Annotated in this window: 7 protein-coding genes; 2 read left to right on the forward strand and 5 right to left on the reverse strand. The window is 70.3% G+C overall.

Annotation, left to right across the window (positions count from 1 at the left end):
• Nucleotides 1–807: 807 nt before the first annotated feature.
• Both FV228_RS18140 and FV228_RS18145 read right to left on the reverse strand, forming a co-directional pair.
• Nucleotides 808–1,107: an antibiotic biosynthesis monooxygenase family protein gene (locus FV228_RS18140; protein ID WP_007568328.1), complete on the reverse strand. Its 300-nt coding sequence runs from the start codon at nt 1,105–1,107 to the stop codon at nt 808–810.
• 18 nt (nt 1,108–1,125) lie between these two features.
• A complete protein-coding gene (locus FV228_RS18145) occupies nt 1,126–1,986 on the reverse strand; it encodes a Kdo hydroxylase family protein (protein WP_147855906.1) in 861 nt (286 codons plus the stop codon).
• 220 nt (nt 1,987–2,206) lie between these two features.
• On the opposite strand from FV228_RS18145, the gene FV228_RS18150 reads away from it, so the two are divergent.
• Nucleotides 2,207–2,656 (forward strand): RNA polymerase subunit sigma-70, encoded by a 450-nt coding sequence (locus FV228_RS18150; protein WP_147855907.1) that lies wholly within the window; start codon nt 2,207–2,209, stop codon nt 2,654–2,656.
• Nucleotides 2,657–2,806: 150 nt separating this feature from the next.
• Here the strand turns inward: FV228_RS18150 and FV228_RS18155 are convergent, their stop codons facing one another.
• Both FV228_RS18155 and FV228_RS18160 read right to left on the reverse strand, forming a co-directional pair.
• The gene (locus tag FV228_RS18155; protein ID WP_147855908.1) at nt 2,807–3,799 is read right to left on the reverse strand and encodes a GNAT family N-acyltransferase; all 993 of its coding nucleotides are present in this window, start codon (nt 3,797–3,799) and stop codon (nt 2,807–2,809) included.
• 151 nt (nt 3,800–3,950) lie between these two features.
• Nucleotides 3,951–4,433, reverse strand: a complete 483-nt coding sequence (locus tag FV228_RS18160; RefSeq protein ID WP_147855909.1) for an Hsp20 family protein — start codon at nt 4,431–4,433, stop codon at nt 3,951–3,953.
• A 206-nt stretch (nt 4,434–4,639) separates the two neighbouring features.
• On the opposite strand from FV228_RS18160, the gene FV228_RS18165 reads away from it, so the two are divergent.
• A complete protein-coding gene (locus FV228_RS18165) occupies nt 4,640–5,533 on the forward strand; it encodes an alpha/beta hydrolase (protein WP_147855910.1) in 894 nt (297 codons plus the stop codon).
• Nucleotides 5,534–5,693: 160 nt separating this feature from the next.
• Here the strand turns inward: FV228_RS18165 and FV228_RS18170 are convergent.
• Nucleotides 5,694–6,117, reverse strand: a 424-nt coding sequence (locus FV228_RS18170) for a histidine phosphatase family protein (protein WP_147855911.1), incomplete at its 5' end; no start/stop codon positions are given.

Genomic DNA, 6,117 nt, shown 5'->3' on the forward strand with positions numbered 1-6,117 from the left:
GCTCGAGGCTGCGCTCAAGGCCGAGGCCGGCGCCGTCTGGGCGAGGGCCGGCCCGCAGGCGAGACCTGCCAGAAGCGCCAGAGCACCCGCCAGCCGGTTCCGCCACGCCATACGCCTGCCCTCGTCGGCCCCGGATCCCGGACGATTCGTCCCGGGATCGGCCCGCCGGGAGCCTAGCACCGATCGATCCCGCCGCAACGCTCTGGGTGCGTGTTGGGAGCCGCTCCGCGGTCCCTTTCCGAAGGGCTATGGCCGCGACAGGATCGAGGCGCGAGGGGCTTTTGCAGGCTGCGACGCACCCCCGCGCCCGTATGGGCTGGCGGCTGCACAGAGTGCCCTCCGGATGGTCCTCGGCCGCAAGAGAGGTCTCCACGAGGCAGGCACGCACTATCCCTTTGCGGGCTACAGGTTGCTCAGCTTGGACAATTCACTGCCTGAGGATCGATACCCCATACCGGATAACCCGCGCCGTCATACCGGGGGCGCCGCAGGCGAGCCCGGACCCGAAGGGGCCGCCGGGGGCGCCAACCCAGAAACGCTGTCCGTCCAGGAGCTTCATTCACACAGCGATCGTTCTCGATCCCGGGCTCCGCTGCGCGGCCCGGGACGACCGCCCGTGGCGGCATCGATCCAGCCACCGCTCGAAGAAAGAGACGGAGCTTTCCGCTCGCTGAAACGATGACCATTCCAACTGCGACGTGTGAACGACCGAGCCCGCACGGGACAGGCAACCCGCGCGTGTCCCGGGTCACGGGTGGTCGATCGTCCCGCGCCCCAACCTTGAGCGCAGCGCACGATCCCAAACAATCAGAACGCCTTGAGCACCTGCTCGGTGTGCTCGACCGAGACCGGGCCCGCGAAGCAGTGCGAGACCAGGGCGCGGTAATCCTGCCAGGGCTGCGAGCCGGTGAAGTCCTTGGTGTGGGCCTCCAGCGTGTCCCAGTGGATCATAAGACGGTAGCGCTGCGGGTGCTCGATCGAGCGGCGGACCTCGAAGGCGCGGCAGCCCTTGGCGGCCTTGAAGATTGCCGAGGCCTCGGTGATGCCGGCCTCGAACGCCGCCTCCATCCCGGGCTTGATCTCGATCTGTGCGATTTCGAGGATCATGGTGTCGAATCCTTATCCTTACGCGTGGAGGGGGCGGCCGAGCTTGGCCGCCAGGATGCGCTGCGGGCTCAAGCCGGGATCGGCCTGGGCGGCGACCGGCAGGTAGGCGGTCTGCTCCAGCATGTAGCGGCCGCCCATCGCCCCGTGCATCACGAGGTCGGAGAAGGTCACCCAGGTCTCGCCGGGCCGGAACGCGACGTCGGCCTGGGGGGCGCTGGCCTGGTAAGCCTCGTCCTGCTTCAGGGCGTCGTGCAAGTGCAGCATCAGGTGGTCGTATTCGGAGCGCCGGGCCTTGGTGATCCGAAGGACCGCGAGCAGCCGCGCCGTGAGCGGCGCGTAGCGCGGCAGCCGGGGCAGGAACTTCTCCGCCATCGACCCGAAATCCTCGCCGACCCGCCAGCGGCGGGGCTCGCCGGACGGGTTGATGTTGCGGAACACCCGCAGGATCCGCTTCTCGCCGATCGGGTTCGACGGGAACGCGTCGACATGCAGCCGGGTGTCGTCGCGCCGCCAGCTCAGCTTGCGCCGGTCCACGTCGAACGGGCGGTAGGAGGTGCCGGCGAGCGCCACCCGGTCGGCGTAATCCGGCAGGTAGGTGCCGATCAGGTCCCGGGCGAAGGCGCGGTAGCGGATCAGGAGCTGGCGCAGGGCCTCCTGCTCCTCCGGGGTGCCGGCGGCGCCGCGCAACTCGGCGGCCTCGCCCCGGATGTTGACGTTCTTGGCCTTGCCGTCCGCGAAGGGGCGCTCGGTGAACCGGCGCTCGTACGCGCTGAACGGGAACGGCAGGTCCGGGAACAGCAGCACCGCCCCGGCTTCCAGCTCCCGGGCCAGGGAGTCGGCGGTCTCACCGGGGGCGACTGTGCGGATCGGGCTGATCATCGTGTGCGGGCTGGATCTGCCGGGCCGAAGGGGGGCATGACGGGGCGCAATCCTGTAGCCGAGCCGCCCGCGGGAGGCTAGGGCCCGCATTTCCGGTGGATGACATCGCCCGTCCACTGGCACCGTCCGGGGGGGCCGCCCCGGGCGCTTGCGCAACCGCCGCGTTCCCGGCACGTTCCCGTCGCATACCGGCCCACGAGCCCGGCGGAGGATGGCGCCGATGGCGACCCTGAAGGAATTCGAGGAAGCCCTGCGCGAGCATGGCATGAACATGGCGCTGGCGCTGCTGGAGCGTCTGCGCGAACGCGACCGCGCCACCCGCACGGTCAAGCCGGCCCGCCGTCTCACGGGCCAGAAGATGACGCCCGAACTCGCCCGGGCGATTCTCGACCTGCACGCCTCCACGGGCATGACCCAGCAGGAGATCGCGTTCAAGGTCGGGGTCAATCAGGGCCGGGTCAACGAGGTGATCAAGCGCGGCAAGTGGCTGTCGGACGACCCCCAGGCCCCCGAGGCCGTGGCCCGCGACAAGGCGCTGGCCCGCATGCGCGGCGACCCCAAGCCGAAGAAGCCGCCCCTGGCCGCTCGTTCCAAGGAGCGCAAGGCTGCCCCCGCCAAAGCGCCCGCCAAGGCGCGCAACCAGGGTCAGCTGGCTTTGGGGGATCTGTAGGAACGAACGGGATCCCAAAGGGCTTGCAGCCCTTTGGCGGGGTTCGGGGCGCGCAGCCCAGAGGCCATAGGCCGCTCCGGGACCTTCTTAGGGCTCCACCCTACACCCGCAAAAGGTCCGAGACCTTTTTGAATCCAGGAGTTTTTGGGTTCAGTTCGTCGGCGCGAAATGCCCCCGGTAGCGCGCGCCGATCGCTTCGACCGGGAGCGCCACGAACACGTCGGTGGTGCCGAACTGGCGGTCGATCACCGCGCCCTCCCCGAAGGTCGCGCCGAGCCGGAGATAGCCCTTGATCAGCGGCGGCAGCGCCTGCAGCGCCGCCTTGGGATCGACCGCCTCGCGGGGCATCCGGTCCATGGACACCGCGCGCTCCGGCAGGGCCCGGGCCCGCCACGCCTCGGGTGCGCGGGCGTGGTGGTGCAGGAACGACAGCGGCAGGGCCAGCCGGTCCGGATCGGTCCCCTCCAGGCTGGCGCAGCCGATCAGCGCGTCGATCCGGTGGTGCAGCACGTAGGCGTAGATCCCCTGCCAGAGCAGCTCGACGGTGCGCTTGCTGCGGTACGGCTTGAGCACGCAGGAGCGTCCGAGTTCCAGCAGGCGCCGGTGCCCCTGCGCCGCCAGGATCGGCTCCAGGTCGTACTCGCCCTCGGAGTAGAAGCCGGCATGGCGCTCGGCCACCTCGCCGCGCAGCAATCTGTAGGTGCCGACCACCTTGGGCCGGTGCTCGACGAACGGTTTCTTCCGCCGGGGCGCGGCATGGTCGAGGACGAGGAGATGGTCGCAGAGCGCGTCGTAGGCGTCGGCGTCACGTCGCGACAAGGCCGAAAGACCCGTCGGGATCGCCGCCATTTCTTCGTAGAACACCTTGAACCGGAGGCGCTGCGCGCGCCGGATTTCGGATTTCTTCGAAGCTAGCCGGACCTCGAGGTTGCCGATCCGGCCGAGGCTGCGCCCCTCGAACGGCTCCGGCAGGCGGATCGCCCGCTCGCCCGACAGGATGTCGGCGATGGCCGCCGGCTCCGCCTGGACGAGCGCGTGGCGCCGACGCAGCTTCGCGATCGGCGCGCCGACCCCCCATTGCACGCCCTTGTGCCAGCCGGCTCCGAGCGCGCTGTAGGCTCCGCGGGCGAGATTGGCGACCATGGTCGGGTTCACTCCGGGCGCACGACCGTGCACCGTCGGGATGGACAGAGAGCACGAACCGCACACGCCATTATGACAGCCCCGATACGAAAGCGCCCCGGCCGGGGCCGGGGCGCTCCATCAGCGTAGCGGGTTCCGAGCCGCGACCGGATCAGGCTGCCTGCGGGACAGCGTCCTTGCGCACGTCACCCTCGATCACCGGCGCGGACGGGGTCCCGGCCGTGGCGATCTGGATGCGGCGCGGCTTCTTCGCCTCCGGGACCTCGCGGACGAGGTCGATGTGGAGGAGGCCGTTCTCCAGAGCCGCCCCGGTCACCTGGACGTGGTCGGCGAGCTGGAATCGGCGCTCGAAGGCGCGGGCCGCGATGCCCTGGTGCAGGAACTCCGCCTTGGGCTCGGCCTTGCGCTCGCCCTTCAGGGTCAGCGCATTCTCCCGCACCTCGATCGACAGGTCGGATTCGGTGAAGCCGGCGACCGCGACGGTGATGCGGTAGGCGTTTTCGCCGGTCCGCTCGATGTTGTAGGGCGGGTAGGTCGGCGCCGCCTCGGCGGTGGCGAACTGATCGAGGGCGGAGAACAGTCGGTCGAAGCCGACGGTGGAACGATACAGGGGAGCGAGATCGAACTGACGCATGACATATCCTCGTATGAGCAACATGCAGAATCGGTCCGCCCGATGGGCCGGACCCGTCTTTCGTGCCGCCTGACGGCCGGCACAGACGGGATATCGGGGGGCAAAAAACGGGGTTCAAGACCTCCGGACGGGCCCGGATGCGAGTTTTTTCCGCTACGGTGACGCTTGCATGCGGACCCGGCATGCGGACGGACTGAGGTTGGCCCGTGAGACGGTTGGACGGCGATATCGGACGGGAGCCGCCGCTCCTGACCTTGCGCGGCACGCCGGACAATCCGGTGCCGCCGGGCGGCACCCTGATCGCGGTCGGCACCCGCGACGACTGCACCCTGCGGGCCGCCTACTGGCAGGCCACGACCCGGACCTGCCGGGGCACGGTCTGCCTGCTCCAGGGACGGGCCGAATTCATCGAGAAGTACTACGAGACCATCCGCGACCTGCGGGCGCGGGGCTTCGCCGTGGTGGCGTTCGACTGGCGTGGCCAGGGCGAGTCGGACCGGCGGGTCGACGACCCGCACAAGGGCCATGTCGGCCGCTTCGACGATTACCGTCTCGACCTGCGGGCGGTGGCCGAAACGGTGCTGGTGCCGCTGATGCCGGAGCCGCATGTCGGCCTGGCGCATTCGATGGGCGGCTGCGTCGCCCTGATCGGAGCGCTCGACGGCTGGCTGCCGTTCCGGCGCCTGGTGACGGTGGCGCCGATGCTGTCGGTCCGGATGGTGCGCTGGCCCGCCGGGGCGGCGTTCCTGTCGCGGGCCCTGCACCGGATCGGGCTGGGCGATCGCTACATCCCGCTGGGCAAGCCGGTCTCGATCGCCACCAAGCCCTATGCCGGCAACCGGCTGTCGCGGGATCCCGCGCGCTACGCCCGCAACGCGGCGGCGGCCCGGCAGGTCTGCGGGACCCTGGACACCGAGCGGTTCGCGGCGCGGCTGAAGGCCGGCCACATCCTGGTCCTGCCGGATTCCCGGCACGAGATCCTGAGCGAGCGCGACGCCATCCGGCAGGATTTCTGGGCGGCCTTCGACGCCTTCGTGCCGGGCTCGCCCCTGCCCTCGCACAATGAGGTGGAGGCGCACCAGGCTGTGCCAGTGGCCTGAGCGGTTGCGGCCTCCCCGTCATAGCGGGATCCCAAAGGGCTCAGCCCTTTGGCGGGGTATCGGGGCGGAGCCCCGATGCGCCAGGGCTCTGCCCTGGACCCGCAAAAGGTCCAATACCTTTTGAAACCGGGACTTTTGCGGAGCGGACCGAGGGTGGGCCTCAGCCTCCCAACGCAGGGTCGATGTCCCGCGGTCGCACGAACCTCTCCAGCCGCCCCTGCCCCGGGGCGATCGCCGACCAGGCCGCGGCGTCGAACGCGATCACCGCGTAGGCGGCGGTCGGGAATTCCGTGGCGAGGCGCGTGCGTTCCTTGCGTGGCCCCTCCCCGGCCAGGGTCGCGGCGAGGTCGCCCAGGCCGGGATTGTGGCCGACGACGATCACGGTTTCCGCGCTGTCCGGCGCCCCCCGGATCAGCCCTAGAATCCGCTCGGCCGGCGCTTCGTAGATCTCGCGGTGATACCGCGTCTCGGGCGCGCCGAGGGCGGCCGAGACCGCATCCCAGGTCTCGCGGGTGCGGGTCGCCGTCGAGACGAGGGCCAGGTCCGGCCGGAGGCCCTCCTGGGCGATGTGGCCGCCGACTGCC

It is taken from the genome of Methylobacterium sp. WL18, from assembly GCF_008040015.1.
Classification (GTDB): Bacteria; Pseudomonadota; Alphaproteobacteria; order Rhizobiales; family Beijerinckiaceae; genus Methylobacterium; species Methylobacterium mesophilicum.